The organism is Stenotrophomonas sp. 63632_Sma, from assembly GCF_056482875.1.
Map to the genome: position 1 here is coordinate 2,452,813 of NZ_CM151220.1, position 17,641 is coordinate 2,470,453.

14 protein-coding genes are annotated in these 17,641 nt (G+C 66.3%); 7 read left to right on the forward strand and 7 right to left on the reverse strand.

What is annotated here, in order from left to right; translation table 11 throughout:
• Positions 1-361: 361 nt before the first annotated feature.
• A complete protein-coding gene (locus ACZK45_RS11425) occupies positions 362-976 on the reverse strand; it encodes a TetR/AcrR family transcriptional regulator (protein ID WP_478444665.1) in 615 nt (204 codons plus the stop codon).
• 170 nt (positions 977-1,146) lie between these two features.
• On the opposite strand from ACZK45_RS11425, the gene ACZK45_RS11430 reads away from it, so the two are divergent.
• The 5 genes from ACZK45_RS11430 to ACZK45_RS11450 all read left to right on the forward strand — a co-directional run bounded on the left by ACZK45_RS11430 (position 1,147) and on the right by ACZK45_RS11450 (position 6,590).
• Positions 1,147-1,983: a siderophore-interacting protein gene (locus ACZK45_RS11430; protein ID WP_012511171.1), complete on the forward strand. Its 837-nt coding sequence runs from the start codon at positions 1,147-1,149 to the stop codon at positions 1,981-1,983.
• A 195-nt stretch (positions 1,984-2,178) separates the two neighbouring features.
• Entirely contained in the window at positions 2,179-4,356 is a 2,178-nt protein-coding gene (locus ACZK45_RS11435) for a TonB-dependent receptor (RefSeq protein ID WP_180837238.1), read from the forward strand.
• A gap of 52 nt (positions 4,357-4,408) precedes the next feature.
• Entirely contained in the window at positions 4,409-4,708 is a 300-nt protein-coding gene (locus tag ACZK45_RS11440) for a DUF3649 domain-containing protein (protein WP_032129500.1), read from the forward strand.
• Positions 4,705-6,315: a PepSY-associated TM helix domain-containing protein gene (locus ACZK45_RS11445; RefSeq protein WP_478444666.1), complete on the forward strand. Its 1,611-nt coding sequence runs from the start codon at positions 4,705-4,707 to the stop codon at positions 6,313-6,315. Before ACZK45_RS11440 ends, ACZK45_RS11445 begins: the two co-directional genes overlap by 4 nt.
• Positions 6,312-6,590, forward strand: a complete 279-nt coding sequence (locus ACZK45_RS11450; RefSeq protein ID WP_478444667.1) for a DUF3325 domain-containing protein — start codon at positions 6,312-6,314, stop codon at positions 6,588-6,590. The genes ACZK45_RS11445 and ACZK45_RS11450 overlap by 4 nt, the downstream gene beginning before the upstream one ends.
• 302 nt (positions 6,591-6,892) lie before the next feature.
• Here the strand turns inward: ACZK45_RS11450 and ACZK45_RS11455 are convergent, their stop codons facing one another.
• Both ACZK45_RS11455 and ACZK45_RS11460 read right to left on the reverse strand, forming a co-directional pair.
• On the reverse strand, positions 6,893-7,981 hold the full coding sequence (locus ACZK45_RS11455) for a DNA glycosylase AlkZ-like family protein (RefSeq protein ID WP_478444668.1): 1,089 nt from the start codon (positions 7,979-7,981) through the stop codon (positions 6,893-6,895).
• A 77-nt stretch (positions 7,982-8,058) separates the two neighbouring features.
• Positions 8,059-8,643: a TetR/AcrR family transcriptional regulator gene (locus tag ACZK45_RS11460; protein ID WP_478444669.1), complete on the reverse strand. Its 585-nt coding sequence runs from the start codon at positions 8,641-8,643 to the stop codon at positions 8,059-8,061.
• Positions 8,644-8,882: 239 nt separating this feature from the next.
• Between ACZK45_RS11460 and ACZK45_RS11465 the strand changes: the two genes are divergently transcribed.
• Complete coding sequence (locus ACZK45_RS11465; RefSeq protein WP_478444670.1) at positions 8,883-11,078, forward strand: TonB-dependent receptor; 2,196 nt, start codon at positions 8,883-8,885, stop codon at positions 11,076-11,078.
• A gap of 166 nt (positions 11,079-11,244) precedes the next feature.
• Here ACZK45_RS11465 and ACZK45_RS11470 read toward each other — a convergent pair whose 3' ends face one another.
• Positions 11,245-11,601 carry a hypothetical protein gene (locus tag ACZK45_RS11470; RefSeq protein WP_478444671.1) on the reverse strand — a complete coding sequence of 119 codons (357 nt, stop codon included), beginning with the start codon at positions 11,599-11,601 and terminating at the stop codon, positions 11,245-11,247.
• Positions 11,602-12,064: 463 nt separating this feature from the next.
• Positions 12,065-12,730: a TraX family protein gene (locus ACZK45_RS11475; RefSeq protein ID WP_125894837.1), complete on the reverse strand. Its 666-nt coding sequence runs from the start codon at positions 12,728-12,730 to the stop codon at positions 12,065-12,067.
• 114 nt (positions 12,731-12,844) lie between these two features.
• On the opposite strand from ACZK45_RS11475, the gene pip reads away from it, so the two are divergent.
• Entirely contained in the window at positions 12,845-13,792 is a 948-nt protein-coding gene (pip, locus tag ACZK45_RS11480) for a prolyl aminopeptidase (protein WP_100434789.1), read from the forward strand.
• A gap of 93 nt (positions 13,793-13,885) precedes the next feature.
• On the opposite strand, the gene ACZK45_RS11485 is transcribed toward pip, so the two are convergent.
• Both ACZK45_RS11485 and ACZK45_RS11490 read right to left on the reverse strand, forming a co-directional pair.
• A complete protein-coding gene (locus tag ACZK45_RS11485) occupies positions 13,886-15,073 on the reverse strand; it encodes a hypothetical protein (protein ID WP_478444672.1) in 1,188 nt (395 codons plus the stop codon).
• Between the two features lie 29 nt (positions 15,074-15,102).
• Positions 15,103-17,607, reverse strand: coding sequence for a TcfC E-set like domain-containing protein (locus tag ACZK45_RS11490; protein ID WP_478444673.1), 2,505 nt, complete (start codon positions 17,605-17,607; stop codon positions 15,103-15,105).
• Positions 17,608-17,641 lie beyond the last annotated feature (34 nt).

Sequence of the window (17,641 nt, forward strand, 5' to 3'; positions counted from 1 at the left end):
GGCAACGGTGCCAACCAGGATTTGCGGTTACCTCGCGGAAGGACATCGGCCGCCGCGTCAGCCCGGGCATGGAAGATGCGGAGCGCAAGGATGTCGCTTGACCGGTAGATGCCCACCTTTGTGGGCACCGACACATCGCGGCGCCAACCAAGGTTGGCGACTACCGGGGCAACGGTGCCAACCAGGATTGGCGGTTACCTCGCGGAAGGACATCGGCCGCCGCGTCAGCCCCGGCATGGAGGATGCGGAGCGCAAGGACGCCGCGTGACCGGTAGATGCCCACCTTGGTGGGCAACGATGTATCGCGGCGCCAACCAAGGTTGGCGACTACCGGGGCAACGGTGCCAACCAGGATTGGCGGTTACGTCGCGCCTGCCGTGCGCCCGCACATCGCCAATGCACCGATGATCAACGCTTCCATGCTGCGGTCGAACTCGGCCTCCTGCGCCTTCCGATCCAGCGGGCGTCGCGTGGTATCCACCACCGCATGGCGTGAGTACACGGTGTCGGCCAACGCCACGGCGTGATAGGCCACGGTCGACAGCAGCCACGCCGCCTGCTCGAGCGGCAGATCATGCACGCGGCTGAATTCGGCATGGTGGCGCTGGATGCGCGCCAGCATCTCCGGTGTCTTCGCGCCGTGGCTGACCAGGAACGGCGCCAGGCCCGGATTCCCGTCCACCAGCGTCCGCAGTGAACGTTGGAACGCACGCAGATCCTCCTCGATGCTGCGCCGGCCAGCGGCATCCAGTGCCGGTGCCTGCCAACGCTCGAAGATCGCCTCGGCCACCAGCTCGCGCAGTGCCGCCAGATTCGCCACATGCTTGTACAGCGCGATGTGGCTGACCCCCAACGCCGCCGCCACGCCCACGAAGCTCAGCCCCGGCAGCGTCATGGCAATGCCGGCGTCGGCGATGCGCTCGCGGGTGATGGTGGGCGGTCGCCCACGGGCAGCGGTCTTTTTCGGTGCAGCCATGCGGTAACGGTTCCTGCGCGGTGCGCGGGCAAGGGCCGTCATGGTGGTCCGCAGCGACGCCGTGGTCAACGCGTCGCTGCGGTCCGTGGACAGGCCCCGGTTGCGGCACGATCAATTTAGTTTACTATGATGTAACTAATTCGCATTTGCAGTGTCCAGGATCGTTGTCGATGTCCGCGTCCCCCACTTCAATCACCCCGGCCGGGCCGCTGCGCGGCGCCGACCATGATCGCGGCCTGCAGGCGCTGCAGGTCCAGGTGGTCGCGGTTGCACAGCCGTGCGCCAGCCTGCTGCGCCTCGTGGTCCAGCTGCCGGAACATGCAGAACTCGCGCCCTGGCAGCGTGCCAACACCGCCGTGCGCATCCAGCTCGGCGCCACGTTCGGCGATGTGTCACGGATCTACACCGTGCGCAGCCTCGATCCCAACACCCGCCAGTTCACCCTGGACGTAGTGCTGCACGAGGCGCCGGGGCCGATGCTGGCCTGGGTACGTGCGCTGCGCCCCGGTGATGCCTTCGATCTGACCGGACCGCGCCCCCATCTGCAGGTACCGCAGCGCGAGGGCACCTGCGCCCTCCTGTTCGCCGACCCAAGCGCCATCCCTGCCCTGTTTGCATTGCTGCAGCAGTGGCCGGCCGACCTGCGCGCAGAGGCCTGGATCGCCTCGGATGATGCATTCCCGGTAGACGAACTGCCCGCCATTGAAGGTGTCCGCGTGCTCCGCCTCGCCACCGGTGACGTGCCGTTGCTGCAGCAGGCGCGCCAACTGCGGCCGGAACCCGGCAGCACGGTCTGGGCGGCCGGCGAGCGCGAGGAAATGCGTGCCCTGCGCCGCCACTTCATCGAAACGGTCGGCCTGCCACGCAGCGACGTTGCCGTGGCCGGCTACTGGAAACGTGGCGAGACCACCACCGAGACCGACCAGCGTCGCCGCCGCAACTACGAGCGCGTGCTGGCACGCGGCGGTGGCCTGCAGGACCTCGACGACCTCGCCGACGATATCTGATCCACCCCGCAGTATCCGCGCCCCGCGCTTCGTTCCACCCAGCCACAGATCGCCCACGCACCTCGCGTGCAGCACTGCCACAGCGGCAGTGCCGTGCCCTCTGCCAGCCATTCCACAGCCCGCGTCGTCCTGCCCCTGCAGGTCACAGACGGCGCCGTGCTGGCCGATCGCACGACCCACCACACGAGAACCGCCATGTCCCTCCCCCTGCGAACCCTGCCCCTCCCACGCCGCTCGGCGCTGTCTCTGGCCGCCCGTGCGGCGTTGCTGCCCACCCTGCTGATCGCCACCGCCGCACACGCCAACGATGCACCCGATGGCGCCCGCCAGTTGCCCACCGTGAACGTGCGCGCCGACAAGACCGCACCCACCGATACCTACGCCGGCGGCCAGGTCACGCGCGGCAGCGGCGTCGGCCTGCTCGGCGAGCTCGACTTCATGGACACGCCGTTCAACACCACCCGCTACACCGCCGACTTCATCGACAACATCCAGGCGCCGGACCTGGTGCGGGTCATCGCACTGACCGACCCCAGCGTCTACAACAGTGGCTCCAGTGGTGGCATCACCGACTACTTCAACATCCGCGGTTTCGGTGTCGCCTCGTCGGATATCGGCTTTGGTGGCCTGTACGGGCTGATCCCCTACTACCGCGTCACTCCCGAACTGGCCGAGAGCATCGAAGTGCTGAAGGGCCCGTCCGCGCTGCTCAACGGCATGCCGCCCGGTGGCTCGGTGGGCGGTGCGGTTAACGTGGTACCCAAGCGTGCAGGCGACACGCCGCTGACCCGCTTCACCGCCAGCTACGGCAGCGACGCGCAGTGGGGCGGTCACCTGGATGTCGGCCGCCGCTTCGGCGCGGACAAGCAGTTCGGCGTACGCCTCAATGCCGTGCATCGCGACGGCGACACCGCCACCGACCACCAGCAGCACAAGACGCAGCTCGCATCGCTCGGCCTGGACTGGCGTGGTGAGCGCTCGCAGGTGTCGCTGGACCTGTTCAGCAGCCGCGACCATGTGGATGGCCTCAACCGTGGCGTCTCGCTGGCGCCCGGCCTGGCCGTGCCCCGCCCGCCGAAAGCCAGCACCCTGTTTGCACCGGACTGGACCTTCAGCACCGTCAAGGACCAGGCCGCCGCACTGCGCTGGTCGTTCGACATCAATGACTACCTGCAGGCGCATGCCAGCTACGGCCACGGCCATACCGATTTCGACTCCATCGCCAGTGCCACCACGCTGATCACCAACACCGCCGGCGACTTCCGCAACAACTTCGCCCACCAACGCTTCATCTACAGCAAGGACACCGCCGAAGCCGGATTGTCGGCGCGTTTCCGCACCGGCGCGGTCGATCACGCGCTGGCCATCAGTGCAGCCTGGTACCAGCACGACCAGAAGTTCGGCTTCAAGCGCAACCTGCTGGCCCGCGATTGGGTAACCAATATCTACACCCCGCAGTGGGGCCCTGCCATCGACCGCAGCTTCAGTGATGCGTCGCTGCCGAAGACCGCGGAAGTGCGCACCACCAGCTTCGGCATCGCCGATACGCTGTCCTTCATCGATGATCGTGTGCAGCTGACCCTGGGCATCCGTCACCAGACCGTGCTCAGCGATACCTTCGATGGCGGCACAGGCAAGCGCACCGCACGCTACGACGCCAGCGCCAACACCCCGGCCGGTGCACTGCTGTTCAAGGCCAGCGACCGCCTGTCACTGTATGCCAATTACATCGAAGGCCTGAGCCAGGGCAGCACCGCCCCGGCAACCGCCGCCAACGCGGGCGACGTGTTCCCGCCGTTCAAGACCCGCCAGCGCGAGGTCGGTGCCAAGTTCGACTTCGGCCGCTTGGCCAGCGCATTGAGCGTGTACGAGATCGAAAAGCCCAGCTCCTACACCGACCCGGCGACCAACGTGTTCTCGTTCGGAGGCCAGCAACGCAACCGGGGCGTGGAATGGACCGTGTTCGGCCAGGCCACCGAACAGCTGCGCGTGCTCGGTGGCATCGGCTGGCTGCAGCCGAAGCTGACCCGTACCCAGGGCGGCGTCAACGAAGGTCGGTTGGCGACGGCCACACCGCAATGGCAGGGCAAGCTCGGCGTCGAATGGGACGTGCCGACCGTGGCCGGCCTCACCCTCACCGGCAACGCGGTCAGCCTGTCCAAGGGCTACATCACTGCTGACAACAGCCAGTGGGTGGCGGGCCGCACCGTGTTCGATCTCGGTGCCCGCTATGCGACGCAAGCGGCCGGCCATCCGCTGGTACTGCGTGCCACCGTGCAGAACGTGACCAACAAGGCGTACTGGGCGGGCAGCCTCGGCTCGGGGCTGGGTACGCCACGCACCGCCCTGCTGTCGGCCACCATCGATTTCTGATCCTCGTTTCAAGGGCGCCACGCCATTGCGCGTGGTGCCCTGGAGAAGTGCTTTGACCGTTTCCCGTACCGCCTCCGTGCTGACCTGGCTGCCCCTGGTCTCACGCATCATCGCCGCGTTGTTCGGCGGCTATGTGCTGGCCGCACTGTGCAGCATCGCGGCACTGGCGCTGCCCATCGATGGTCGCCAGGCCGTGTTCACTGGCATGCTGGCCAGCTTCCTGCTGTACGCCGGCGCCGTGGTCTGGGTGTTCGCGGTGCGCTCGGCGTGGCGCGCGTGGCTGGGCCTGCTCCTCGTCGCGTTGCCCTTGTGGTTGATCGCACAGACGGTCGGCAACGGAGGCGCTGCATGAGCAAGGTCGATCGCACTCCGAAGCCACGCGGCATCCGCCAGACCATGTCCGACCTGCATATCTGGGTGGGGCTGCTGGCCGGATGGATCCTGTACGCGATGTTCCTCACCGGCACCGCCAGCTACTTCCGCGACGAGCTCTCGCGCTACACCCGCCCGGAAATCGCCACACCGGCCGTGTTGCCGGACGCCGCTGTGGTTGCGCAGCGTACCGTCACGGCGATCATGGCCGACACGCCTGCGGCCAGCCAGATCAACCTCAGCCTGCCGAGCACGCGCATGCCGTGGGTGTCGGCGATGTGGGCCAGCCCGGGCGGGCGTGGCCGGCATGGCTTCGACTCGGGCCTGTTCGACGCCAGCACCGGTGCACCGCTGCAGGCACGTGACACCGGCGGCGGTGACTTCTTCTACGCCTTCCATTTCAATCTGCACTACATGCCAGCCATGTGGGGTCGCTGGATCGTCGGCCTGTGCGCGATGTTCATGCTGGTGGCGATCGTCAGCGGCGTGATCACCCACAAGAAGATCTTCGCCGACTTCTTCACCTTCCGTTGGGGCAAGGGCCAGCGCTCATGGCTGGATGGGCATGCGGCGCTGTCGGTACTCGGCCTGCCGTTCCACTTCATGATCACCTGGAGCGGCCTGGTGATGCTGGCGGTACTGTACATGCCGTGGGGCCTGGCCAAGCTGCCGGACAAGCGCCAGCAGGCCGAGGTCGTCAGCGAGATGCGCCTGTTCCTGCCACCGCAGAAGGCCGCCGGCCACCCTGCTCCGCTCACCAACGTCGGTGCACTGGTGCAGCAGGCCGAGCAGCGCTGGGGAGCCGGCGCGGTGGGCAGCGTGCAGGTGCAGAATCCCGGCGACGAGAACGCACGCGTGGCCGTGGTGCGTGCGCAGTCCAGCCGTGTTTCGACCACCCCGAACTATCTGCTGTTCGACGGCAGCGGTGGGCAGCTGCTGCAGATCAAGGAACACTCGGGCGTCGCCGCCGATACCCAGGGCGTGCTGTATGGCCTGCACCTGGGCCGCTTCGCCGATGCCGCCCTGCGCTGGCTGTACTTCATCGTCAGCCTGGCCGGCACCGCCATGGTCGGCACCGGGCTGGTGCTATGGACGGTCAAGCGCCGCGCGCAGCTGCCTGATCCGCAGCGCCCCTACTTCGGCTTCCGCCTGGTCGAGCGTCTCAACATCGCCACCGTCGCCGGCTTGTCGGTGGCGATGGCGGCCTATCTATGGGCCAACCGCCTGCTGCCCATCACCATGGACGGGCGCGCGGCGTGGGAGGTGCATGTGTTCTTCCTGACCTGGGCGGCCATGTTCGTGCACGCCACGATGCGCACACCCAAGCGTGCATGGATCGAACAGTTCCTGCTGGCGGCGTTGCTGCTGGCGCTGCTGCCGGTGCTGACTGCGGTGACCACGCTGCATCCGCTGTGGCGCACGCTGGCCGCGGGCGACTGGGCATTCGCTGGCACCGACCTGACCCTACTGGCATTGGCCGCCCTGCACACGCTGCTGGCGTGGCGCACCTGGCGGCATGCGCCGAAGGTGAAGCGTGCACGGCCGTCTGCCGCGCCACGCACTGCGGCACCGGAGGCCAGTGCATGATCCACGTCATTCTGTTCGTGTTGTCGCTGGCCGCGTTCGCCTGCCTGGCACTGGCGATGGAGCGCCATCAGCGGGACGTGTTGCGTCGTGCGTTGAGCGCGCAGGCAACCCAGCAGCTGCGGGCCATAGGTTGGGCGCTGCTGGTGTTCAGCACCGTGTTTGCCATGCGCGGGTTGGGCGTGGGTTCTGGTCTGGCTGCGCTGTCCGGTCACACCAGCGTTGCCGCGGGCGTGGTGGTGTTGGTGATGGTGGCGCATGGGCGGTGGAATCGGTAGATGCCCACCTTGGTGGGCACCGATACACCACGGCGCCAACCAAGGTTGGCGACTACCGGGCCTTAGGAGCGTTGCTTCGGTAGATGCCCACCTTGGTGGGCGCCGATGGAAGCCAGCGCCAACCAAGGTTGGCGACTACCGGGCCTTAGGAGCGTTGCTCTGGTAGATGCCCACCTTGGTGGGCACCGATGGAAGCCAGCGCCAACCAAGGTTGGCGACTACCGGGCCTGCGCGGCGTTGCTTTGGTAGATGCCCACCTTGGTGGGCACCGGGAGCGATAGGCACCCATGCGCCGCTCGGCGCTACAGGAACTCCGCCATGCGCTGCAGTTCGTCTTCAAGCGCGCCGCGAAACACCTTGTCGCGGGCCAGTGACTTGCCGGCGTAGCCCACGCTGGACGCCAGTTCACCGTCGCGTACGCTGAGATTGGCCCAGCCCACCACCTGGTCGTGCCACAGCACCGGCAGCGCGTAGTAGCCGTACTGGCGCTTCGGCGCAGGCGTGTAGGCCTCGAACTTGTAGACCCAGCCCCACAGCAGCTCGAAGCGGCGGCGGTCCCACACCACCGGGTCGAACGGGGCCAGCAGGCGCACCTGATCGTCCGGCACATGCCGGCGCGAGCGCGGGTTTTCGTCGGCCGGCCAGTACCAGGTGGTGCCGTCCAGCGTGCAGCTGGCCAGCTGTTGCTTGGCCAGCTTCAACGCCTGCCGGGTCTGCTCGGCCAGATGTGGCGCGCCGTAGCCCAGCAGGCGCACCAGGTAGGTCAGGCTGGCCGATGGCAGCGGCGCGTACTTGCGTACCACCAGGTCGATCAGGGCGGCGGCGCGTTCGATCTGCGCCTGCTCGCTGGCATCCGCCTCGGCGTGGTCGGCAACCGCATAGATGCGGGTGCCGCTGTCGCGCCGCTTCACCCGCAACAGCCCGCGGTAGTGCATGCCCTCCAGCAGGTGCGTGCTGGCATTGCTGGTGCCGCCCCAGTAGTTGGTCACCCGACCATGCGCGAACGCCTGGTCGACCTCACGCGGATGCACGCTGCCACGCTCGCGCACGAAGGCCAGTACGTCCGCCGCGCGGCGCTGGGTTTCGGCATCCCATTCGCGCTTGGACACGCGCGGGTGCATCAGCGCCAGATGTTCGCGCGGCAGGAAGCCGTAGTTCACCAGGCAATCCTCTTCCACTGGCAGGCGCGCATAACGCCGCTCCAGATCACCGGCACGGTAGTCCTTCACCCGATGGCGCAGGGTCAGGTCCTGCGCACGCGCGGGCGCACGGATCGGATCGGCCTGCACGAAGCCCAGGCGACGGATCGCGGTCAGCAGCGTGGTGGGTTTGAACAGCGTGCGCGCCACCGCGTAGCGGCGCAGATCATCGAGGGTGGGTGTGGCAGGCATGGCTGCATTGTAGATCCACGCCATGCGTGGATGGGGCCGTGGGGAGCCGTGCAACGGCATCCACGCATGGCGTGGATCTACCGAAGTTCCAACACCTCCAGCGAACCGATCACCAGCGCACGCATGCCCTGCTTGAACTCGGTGATCACCTGGCCCTCTTCGTCGTCGGCAATCCCGTAGACCGTATTCGCACCGGCAATGCAGTAGAACGCGATCGTGGCCAGCAGCCAGCGCGCCTTGTCCAGCGGCAGGCCGAACACCTCGGCCACATGGGCCTGGTGCGAGGCGATCTTCTCCAGCATTGGCGTGGTCGCCACCGAACGACGCAGCAGGTACGGCGGCAGCCCGGGGTGCGCTTTCACCACTTCGCACAGCGAATCCACGAACCCCAGCAGGTAAGCCTGCAGACCGCCCGGTGCATCGGCCGACGCTCGCGGAATCTGCCAGCGCTGGAACACCGTGTCGGCCACCAGCCGCTTCAAGGCCTCCAGATTGGCCACGCGCTTGTAGACCGCGGCCTGGGTCACCGCCAGCTCGGCGGCCACGTTGGCCATGGTCAGGTTCGGCAGGCCCAGCTTGATGCCGATGTCGGCCAGACGATCAGGGGTGATGGTGGGCGGACGGCCACGGGCCGACGCCGGGGTTTCAGGGTGCATGTTCATACCGTAGCGAGGGTGCCAGCAAAGGGACCCTCTTGTCCGCTTCATATGGTTTAGTTTAATTTACTCAACTAATTCGGAATGCGTGAGGTTCGCAACCCCGCCGCCGTCCGCGATCGAGCCCAAGGCTCACTTCCCGCCAGGTCCCCACCCAGCCGACAACCCTGCGCCGCGCCCTCCCCCGTGCTTGCCGTCGGCAGCGCGCCAGGCGCGTTCGCACCTGCGATTCACAGGAACCTGGCATGACCGTGTACCACCTTTCCTCTCCCCTGCAGCCCGCAGCGGCCGCCGCGAGCCGCGGGCAGATGCATCCGCCGATGGCCCGGCGCTACCGGGTGTCAGTCCTGGCAATGGGGCTGCTGGCCTCGTTTGCCGCGCTGGCCGAATCCGTGCCGTCCACTCTGCCCTCGGTGCAGGTGCAGGAACAGCGCCGGGTGACCGGCGACTATGCCGGCGGACAGGTGGCCTCCGGCGGCCGGGTCGGCCTGCTCGGCGACAAGGACTTCATGGACACGCCGTTCAGTACGGTCAGCTACACCGAAGCCTTCATCCGCGACCGCCAGGCCAAGGACCTCACTGACGTCATCGCCGCCACCGACCCGACGGTGTTCAGCAACGGCGTGACTGGTTCCTGGAGCGAGAACTACGCCATCCGCGGCTTCGCCTCCAGCACCAGCGATACCACCTTCAACGGCCTCAGCGGCATGGCGCCGTACTACCGCACCTCGCCGGAGATGTTCGAGCGCATCGAGGTGCTGAAGGGCCCGTCCGCCCTGCTCAACGGCATGCCACCGGGCGGCTCGGTCGGTGGCAGCGTCAACCTGGTGCCCAAGCGTGCTAGCGAGCAACCATTGCTGCGGGTCAGCGCCAACTTCGCTTCCGATGCGCAATTCGGTACCCATGTGGATGTGGGCCGCCGTCTGGGCGCCGACAAGCAGTTCGGCATCCGCTTCAACGGCGCCTACCGTGATGGCGACGGCGCAGTGGGCAAGCAGAGCAAGAAGGTGCAGCTGGGTTCATTGGCACTGGACTGGCGCGGCGAGCGCGCCCGCCTGTCCGCCGATCTGTACAGCGCCGACGACCGCGTGGACGGCCCGGCCCGTGGCGTCGGCCTGGCGCCGGGCGTGGCGATTCCGCGCCCGCCCCGTGGCGACACCCTGATCAACCCGGACTGGGCCTACGTGGACAGCCAGGACAAGGGCGCGATGCTGCGCGGCGAGCTGGACATCAACGAACACCTGATGGCCTACCTGGCCTATGGCACCAGCAAGACCGACTACCGCTACAACGGTTCGATCAGCGCGCAGATCCTCAATCCAGCCGGCGACTTCAGCACGGTGATCGGCCAGCTCGCCTTCGACATCAAGAAGCAGTCCGGTGATGCCGGCCTGCGCGGCAGCTTCCGTACCGGCAGCGTGAGCCATCAGTGGGCCGCCAACGTGACCCACTACCAGCACACCCAGAACGACTACGGCCGCCGCAGCGTGCCGGGCTGGGACTGGACCACCAACCTCTACAACCCGGTGTGGGGCCCGGCCGCGCCGTTCATCGCGCCGCATATCTCGCACACCGAACTGCGGCTGGACAGTCTCGGCTTCGCCGATACCGTGTCCTTCGCCGATGACCGCGTGCAGTTGACCGTAGGCGTGCGTCGCCAGCAGGTGGTCAGCGAGACCTTCAACGTGGCCAGCGGTACGCGCACCTCACGCTATGACGAGAGCGCCACCACCCCGGCCGCCGCCCTGCTGGCGAAGGCCACCGATAAGCTTTCGGTCTACACCAACTACATCGAAGGCCTAAGCCAGGGCGCCACCGCACCGATGACCGCTGCCAATGCCGGCGATGTGTTCGCACCGTTCCGCACCAAGCAGAAGGAGCTGGGCCTGAAACTGGACCTGGGCAGCTTCGCGCACACCTTCAGCGTGTACGAGATCAAGCGCCCGAGCAGCTACACCGACCCGGTCACGAATATCTTCTCGTTCGGTGGCGAACAACGGAACCGTGGCGTGGAATGGGGCTTCTTCGGTGCACCGCTGGACGGCGTGCGCCTGCTGGGCGGCGTGGCCTACGTGCAGCCGAAACTGACCCGCACGGCCGGTGGCGTGAATGAAGGCCGCATTGCTACTGCTGTTGCGCAGCGGCAGGCCAAGCTGGGCGTGGAATGGGATGTGCCCGCGCTGGAGGGCTTGACCCTGACCGGCAATGCCACCGCGATGTCGAAGCAGTACATCAGTGCCGATAACCGCCTGTCGGTGCCGGGGCGCACGTTGTTTGATGTGGGTGCGCGCTACAGCACCACGGTGGCGAGCCGACCGCTTGCCCTGCGCGCCAGCGTGAACAACGTGACCAACAAGGCGTATTGGGGCATGCCGTTGTTGTCGAGCCTGGCGCTGGGTGCGCCGAGAACGGTGCTGTTGTCGGCCACCATGGATTTCTGAAAGGCATCCACGCATGGCGTGGATCTACTGGCATTCGCCACCTAGAGAGTCGAGCCATGCTCGACTCGCTTCATCAGTAGAGCCAGGCCATGCCTGGCTGCCTCCATGTTGATCCGCCAGAAGCATCCACGCATGGCGTGGATCTACTGAACCTCGGCCTACCCGTTCAACCCGGCTGCAGGCGGAAAATGGCATGGCTGGTCAACGCCAGCGCAGCCAGCTTCAGCCCTTCCATCACTCGATCGCCGACGTACTGGTCCGGGCCGCCATTCTGGCGGGCGCGTTCTGCCGCCAGCAGGATTTCCTGCACGATGCGCAGTCCGGCCAGCGCACCATCAGCATCGGCCAACGCCATGCATCGGCCCGGCAGTTGATGGCGCTCGGGCCAAGACTGACCGTCAGCAGCCGCGCCCAACCCGATGCGATGCAGCAGGGTCGTCAGGCTGTTGGGATCGGGCGGGATGTCGTGCCCCTCATCGGCATTGGCCGGGGCGCGCTGATGGGGGAACTCCGATGCATTCATGGCAGGTCTCCGTGCAAGGCATGCAGGACCACCGCCCTTAACAAAGGCGGCGGACGGTACGTGGCTGGAAATCCGGTGGTCGCGTAAGCACTAACCGGCAGGTGGGTTTTCACCCACCTCCACGCACCGCCCGCCATAAAGCTCGAACGGAATGCCAGCCGACGCCGCACAAGGCGACGCCGGCTGGCGAGCGCAAACTACACGCGACCAACGGGGTTTCCAGGCCCCGGCCATCCTTTTTCGATGGCACCCCATCATGAGCACAACGGGGTGGCAGGCGCCAACAACCCAAGTGCAAAGACAGCAACGTTCACGCAGTGGCAGCATTGTCGCATATCGACAATCGAGCCGAAGATTCAACAACTTGCACTACGCCGATGACGGCATGCTTCACCCGCATCGGCATCGCGCATTCCTTGACCGCATCCGGCATTCAGGGACATGCCACATGCCAGTTCCGACATTACGCAAGCAGACGAGCAATCAACGCCAGCACCGCCAGATGCCCCACGTAGTATCCATAAAACGCCCAGCGCCAGCGCGGCAGTTGCCACGGCACCCGCGCCGCCAACAGCAACACAGGAACGGCCAGCAACGCCCAGCCGTTGTGGTTGGCCCAGCACACTGCAGCAAGCCCGATCAGCAGCAGCCACCACGCACCATGGCGGAACGCCAGCCATCCGAGCAGCACGAAGCCGACGCCCGCCCATTGGTAGTCCACCAGCATCGGCGCCATGCCCGCCGCCAGCAGCAACAGCAGTGGGCGATTGCTGGCCAGTGCATGCACCGCCACCGCAGCCAGGGCAAAAGTAAGCAGTATGTTGAGTGGCAACCAGGGACCGAAGGCAAGTGCATGCAGCGGTTGCGCGACCACGCCCCATACGGCCAGGCGACGGATCGACTTGCGCAGGTCTGCACCCGGCTGGGCGAGGTTGCAGGCCATTACCAGTGCAAACAGCGGGAACGCGATGCGCCCCAGTTCGCTTATGACCGGCAGGTAGCCGCCGTAGACCACTTTTGCCACGTGATCACCAGTCATGGTCAGCAGTGCGATCCACTTCAGCAGCTCGCGTGCGCCGCTGCCGAGGGTGAGGTTGAAGGTGGACGTCCCGGCCGTGGTCGCTTGCATCGCGGCAGCTTATGCGCATCGGCCAGCCCATTTCCAGCACCGCGCAGGAGCCCGCCGCTGCAGGCCACAGGCGGCGGCGCTATGCTGGCCGCCCCTGCTTGTGAGACGCCTGCCATGCGCACCCTGTACCCCGCCATCGAGCCCTACCGCGAGTTCACCCTGCCAGTGAGCGATCTGCACACCCTGCACATCGAGGAATGCGGCACGCCCGACGGGATTCCGGTGGTGTACCTGCATGGCGGACCGGGTGCCGGCATTTCGCCCACCCATCGCCGCTTCTTCGACCCGGCACGCTACCGCATCGTGCTGATCGACCAGCGTGGCAGCGGACGCTCCACACCGTTCGGCGAGCTGCGCGACAACACCACGCAGGATCTGGTGGCCGACATCGAGAAGGTGCGCGAGCACCTCGGCATCGAGCGTTGGCTGGTCTATGGCGGTTCCTGGGGCTCGACCCTGTCGCTGGCCTACGCGCAGGCACATCCTGAGCGCGCCACTGGCCTGATCGTACGCGGCGTGTTCCTCGGTCGTGAGATCGAGAACCGCTGGTTTGCCGAGGCCAACGGTGGTGCGCGCTGGATCTTCCCGGAGCGCTGGGATCGGTATGAGGCCTATATCCCGGAGGACGAGCGCAACGACATGATCGCGGCCTACTGGACGCGCATGGACAGCGCCGATGAGGCCACCCGCATCGCCGCCGCGCAAGCCTGGCTAGGCTGGGAGGACAACGCCGCCACCTTGCAGCACGAGGTGGATGCGGTGTCCACCGATGATCCGCTGGACACGTTGGCCAAGGCCCGAATCGAAGCGCACTACTTCCGCAACGGCATCTTCCTGGAACCGGACCAGCTGCTGCGCGACATCGATCGCATCCGCCACCTGCCCGGCGTGATCGTGCAGGGCCGCTACGACATCATCTGCCCGCCGCGCAGCGCCTGGGACCTGGCCAAGGCCTGGCCGGAAGCAAAGCTGGAGATGGTGACTTCCGGCCACAGCGCCAACGAGCCGGCGACGGTCGATGCACTGGTGCGGGCCACGGACGCGTTTGCCGACCGCTTCTGACGGCGTGGGTAGTGGCGGCCGCTGACCGGCATCCCGCCGGTTGCAGGTAGAGCCGGCTGTTGGTCGCCTCTACCCAGCCGCTCTGCCCTCCTGTCACGGATTGGCGTCGAACACCACCGTCATGTTGCCCTGCCAATGCGAACCGGGCGACTTCAGCATCTCCGTCACCGCCTCGCGACCAGCGGTAAATCGCAGCGTCGAACGCCGCTGCATCAGATAGCCATCCGGGGTGAAGCGTGGCGCCCGCGCATCATCCGGCAGCAGCGCTGTGTTCTGCGCAGGCCGTCCATCGCGCACAGTGCTCATACCGGGAATCGTCACATCAATCTCCACTGGCGCTATCACGTCGTCGCGGGAGTTGCGTATCCCACAGCGATCACCCGCGTCGTACTCGCACCGAAGCTTCATACTGAAGTCCATCGACGTGGTCAGATGGAACGGCAGTTCCTGACTCAATCGTTTGGGTGGGCGACCATGGTCAATCCACTGCGACCAGCCTTCTTCTGGAGCCAGCTTCGCGCTGGGCGCGGACTCTGAGAAGCGCACATTGAAGTCATGCATCACATCAAACACGAAGTTCAATCGTATTGACTCAACCCCCGTAATATTGTCTCCAAGATCAATGTCCGCCCCGGCTCCTCCAGTAGTCCAGCTTTCTGAAGCCTCATATCGCCCCGACTGCAGTGCGGTCGTATTCGGAAGCTCTACATTGAGGCCAATTCCAACATTCCGATATGAGTAGCTTCGGCCGTTTCTAGCAACGGTGCTGAAACATTCCTGAGGATTGGACGGAGTGCGGACACCCCATCCTCCGTGTGACCAACCTAATCCGCCCGCCCCACGAATAGCGGTGCAGCCCCCCGCAGTACCGTAGTACCAAGGATCCTGACCCCGGCCGAAACTCAAGTACAGCGAAATCGCCATGAAACTGATGGTCACATCGAACTCTGCACCGGTTCTTACTTCCCGGACCGTGACGGCTCTTGGGGCGGGGAAGCGCACGTATGTGGTATCCCTGCGAGATGCTGGATCGCCATCTCCAGACTTGGTCCAATACGTTCTCGCGCCAAGATCGAAGATGTAGGCCCCGCTTCTGTCGCACTCAGCGGGCCGCCAATTGCAGAACCCCCCACGTGGTGTCGTGTTTTCAAAGGAAGTGTTGCCCGGGTTCAGCGCATTCGGCCGAAATTCACCGGAGACAGTCCTCTCCACCACCTGCGCTTCTGCAGGAAATGTCTGCGACAGAATGAACAAGACCACCACACCCATCACCGCTTTCATCTCAACTGAGACCTCCTATTGGTCCTGAATCACTTCACAGCCAATGACACGGGGCAACGAATGCCACCCACCATCAGCACATCCCCCTCCCGTGGATAGCGCCCCTCTTCCATCGTCAGCACGCAGCTCACCAGGTTCGGATAGCGCAGCTCCACCACCGGCGCGCGTGCGCTCAGCTCCAGCGTGAAGAATCCCTCCTCCTGGCTGACGCTGCGCCCGGCATGGTTGATCACTTGTACACCGCGCACGCCGTTGCCGTCGGCATCCAGCACCTGGCCCATTACGGTGAAGGTGCGCAACACATCCACGGTAGCGTGCATCACCCCACCCTTGTTGAGGTGGTAGCTGATGGTTGCCGGTTGCAGCGTGGCCGCGGGAGCATGCCGCCCCTGGAAGTCGAACTGCACGTGGCCCGCACGGTACGCGGTTACCGGCACGAAGTTGCGCCCCGGCTTCAACTCCACACCGCCGCCCCGGCTGTCGTCGCCACGCAGCATCACGTCGGAGTAGTCGCTGCGCACGTCGACGATGATGCCGGTATCCACGCTGCCGCTGCGGCCCTGGCCAAGCACCGCAGCACGGCCACCGCCGATCACCAGCGTGCTGTCCAGGTTGGCGCTGCCACTGACGTGGCCCGAGCCCGCGCCACGGTACAGCTGCACATCACCTTCCAGCAACGAACTCTGCAGGTACGCACCTGCTCCAGCGCCAATGCCACTGCGCTCAGTACTGATCATCCCGTTCACGGTCTGCACAAGCTTGCCATCCACACGCTGCGTCGCTGCCGCGCTGACGTAGGTGTCGCGCTGGCCGCCCTCGCCGGTACGACTGCCCAGGCTGCCGCTGTAGCTGCGACGCTCGCTGCCCAGCGATACGCTGACGGTGAGGTCGATCCCGCGCTGACGGCGGTAATGGGTGAAGCGACTGCCAGGGCGGTCGTAGGCCGAGACCCGCCAGTTCACGTCGTGCCTGCCGAACAGGGTCTCCCGACGTCCATAGGACACATCGATGCCGGTGCCTTTGGTGAAGCCCGAGCTGCGCGCCACCCGCAGGCTGGCGTTGTCGCGATGGCTGAAGCGATGGGTGATCGATACCGCGGTGGTGTCCTGCCAGCCCCCGCGGGTTTCCCAACGCGGCACCGAGCCGTCACCGGGCAGGACACGCTGGCGCTGTTCTGCCCAGCTGCGCGCATGGTTGGCCACTACCGATCCGGCGCGGTAGCGGTACAACCCCTGCAGGTCGACGCCGCGCCCGGCATCACTGGACGTATAGGCATTGGTGTAGGTGCTGAAGCGGTCGCTGGCCTGCCAGTCCATCGACAGCCCCGCCGCGCGGCGCGTGCCGATCTGCTGCACGGTGGCACCGGCCACCGCCCGCGGATGCACCAGGTAATTGACCACCGCACCCGCGGCCAGCCTGCCCTCCTGCAGTGCGCGACCGCTATCGAGCAGGCCCCGCTGTTGGCCAGCGAACACGCTGTAGCGCCAGCGGCGGCTGGGGTCGCTCCATCGACTTGGTTTGTGGATCGACGCGGTCTCACGCGAGGCTTCGTGGCCGTCCTCGATGACCCGCAGTTCCACGTCGTAGATGCCGCCGGGCAGGCGCCGGGTGTCGATCTCCTGGATGCCCGGCTTGACGGCCTGCGTGGACAGGAGGTTGCCGTCGCGCAGGATCTCCACCACGCCTTCGCGGCTGGCAGTGACATAGACCGGGTACACACTGGGGCTGCGCGTGTCGGCCAGCAGCACGTCCGAGGAGCCGAGCATGAAGCCCAGCGCGGTATCGATCTGCGTGCCGGGTGCGCGCGGCTGGCGGATGATGCCTTCGAAGGTGGGCAGGAAGTAGCCTGCACGCACGAAATGGTCGCCCAGCTCGCGCTGGGCATGCAGGGCACTGAGATAGTGCTCGCGGCTACCCGGTTGGGCGTAGTACTGGTAACTGCCTACCGTGCTCCAGCGGCCGACGCTGCCGCGCAGTTCAGCGCTGTAGCGCGCGGAGGTCTGCTGTTCCTGGCCGCCATGCACGGCCACGCTGTTGCGGACGATCAGTCCATGGCTGCCGCGCTCCGGCAGCGCGACGTGGCGTCCTTCCTTGTGCGCACCTGCTTGGGTCAGCAGGCTGAGCAGGGAATTGGACAGGCTGTAGTGCAGCGCCGCCAATCCGCGACACTGCTGGCTGCACACACCCAGCGCCACCGGCTCGGCCAGCACGTCTGCCCAGCGCGAACGCTCCGTCTGCGGAAGCGGGCTGCCGTGGGCTTCGCCGAAACCGATCAGCTGCACGCGATTGTCTTCGTGCAGCAGCACCTCGGCGTCGCCCAGGTAGCGCCCGTCCAGCTCCACCCGCACGGTGAGCGGATTGCCGAACAGGTGCTCACGGAACTCCGCAGGCATGCGCTCGCGCTGCTCCAGCAGGCTGGGCAGCTCACCCAGCGCAAGACCGGCGGCATGGCTGGACGCGGCAAACACCACGGCGCCGATGCCGGCAGCCAATCGCGCAAGGGCCGGAGATGCGGGACGGACGGGTCGTTTCATGGGCGGATGCCCGTGCCCTCCCGCTGCATCTGCG

Coding starts and splice junctions, on each gene's coding strand:
- ACZK45_RS11425 (WP_478444665.1), bottom strand. CDS start 976: ATGGCTGCACCGAAAAAGACCGCTGCCCGTGGGCGACCGCCCACCATC.
- ACZK45_RS11430 (WP_012511171.1), top strand. CDS start 1,147: ATGTCCGCGTCCCCCACTTCAATCACCCCGGCCGGGCCGCTGCGCGGC.
- ACZK45_RS11435 (WP_180837238.1), top strand. CDS start 2,179: ATGTCCCTCCCCCTGCGAACCCTGCCCCTCCCACGCCGCTCGGCGCTG.
- ACZK45_RS11445 (WP_478444666.1), top strand. CDS start 4,705: ATGAGCAAGGTCGATCGCACTCCGAAGCCACGCGGCATCCGCCAGACC.
- ACZK45_RS11450 (WP_478444667.1), top strand. CDS start 6,312: ATGATCCACGTCATTCTGTTCGTGTTGTCGCTGGCCGCGTTCGCCTGC.
- ACZK45_RS11455 (WP_478444668.1), bottom strand. CDS start 7,981: ATGCCTGCCACACCCACCCTCGATGATCTGCGCCGCTACGCGGTGGCG.
- ACZK45_RS11460 (WP_478444669.1), bottom strand. CDS start 8,643: ATGAACATGCACCCTGAAACCCCGGCGTCGGCCCGTGGCCGTCCGCCC.
- ACZK45_RS11465 (WP_478444670.1), top strand. CDS start 8,883: ATGACCGTGTACCACCTTTCCTCTCCCCTGCAGCCCGCAGCGGCCGCC.
- ACZK45_RS11470 (WP_478444671.1), bottom strand. CDS start 11,601: ATGAATGCATCGGAGTTCCCCCATCAGCGCGCCCCGGCCAATGCCGAT.
- ACZK45_RS11475 (WP_125894837.1), bottom strand. CDS start 12,730: ATGCAAGCGACCACGGCCGGGACGTCCACCTTCAACCTCACCCTCGGC.
- pip (WP_100434789.1), top strand. CDS start 12,845: ATGCGCACCCTGTACCCCGCCATCGAGCCCTACCGCGAGTTCACCCTG.
- ACZK45_RS11485 (WP_478444672.1), bottom strand. CDS start 15,073: ATGAAAGCGGTGATGGGTGTGGTGGTCTTGTTCATTCTGTCGCAGACA.
- ACZK45_RS11490 (WP_478444673.1), bottom strand. CDS start 17,607: ATGAAACGACCCGTCCGTCCCGCATCTCCGGCCCTTGCGCGATTGGCT.